This is a genomic window from Dryocola clanedunensis, assembly GCF_038405435.1.
Taxonomy (GTDB): Bacteria; Pseudomonadota; Gammaproteobacteria; order Enterobacterales; family Enterobacteriaceae; genus Dryocola; species Dryocola clanedunensis_A.
In genome coordinates this window covers 1-610 of the sequence record NZ_JBBYHZ010000123.1, presented here as the reverse complement: position 1 = coordinate 610, position 610 = coordinate 1, and the positions used below count along the sequence as shown (strand labels likewise).

The following is a 610-nucleotide window of genomic DNA, read 5'->3' as shown; positions in this document are numbered from 1 at the left end:
GCCGTCAATGCCAAGACCCACGAAACCGGCGTGAGCGCCTCGCTCGTCGAGGGCAAGGTCCAGCTGACCGGCAAGGAGGGCAACTTCACCGTCGCCTCCACCGCAAACGACGCCGCCGGAAACGCCGCTCTGAAGGAGCAGACCGGCCTGACCACCGGCACCACCAACAACTACTCGGCAGGCAGCGCAAAGGACGGCTTTGCCGATATGGACATTTCCTCGGTCGGCGGTGCGGACAACGCCATCCTGGCGATGGACGCCGCGCTGAACTCGATCAACTCGGCCCGTGCTGACCTGGGCGCCATCCAGAACCGCTTCACCTCGGTGGTTGCGAACCTGAACACCTCGTCGGAGAACATGTCCGCCGCCCGTAGCCGTATCCGCGACGTGGACTACGCTTCGGAAACCGCCGAGCTGACCCGCAACCAGATCCTGCAGCAGGCCGGTACCGCCATGCTGGCACAGGCCAACCAGTCCAGCCAGAACGTGCTGAGCCTGCTGCGCTGATCCAGCAGTAGTACCTTGCAGTAACGGGAAGGGGGCGAAAGCCCCCTTCTTCGTGTCCGGAGCAAACGTGGCACGGAGCTTGCAGCACGCAGGGATGCGCCCA

1 protein-coding gene is annotated in these 610 nt (G+C 64.6%); it reads left to right on the top strand.

From position 1 onward, the window contains the following. Nucleotides 1–507 (top strand): flagellin (locus tag AAE045_RS23795; protein WP_455549768.1); only part of this gene is annotated, 507 nt, incomplete at its 5' end. Nucleotides 508–610: the final 103 nt, after the last annotated feature.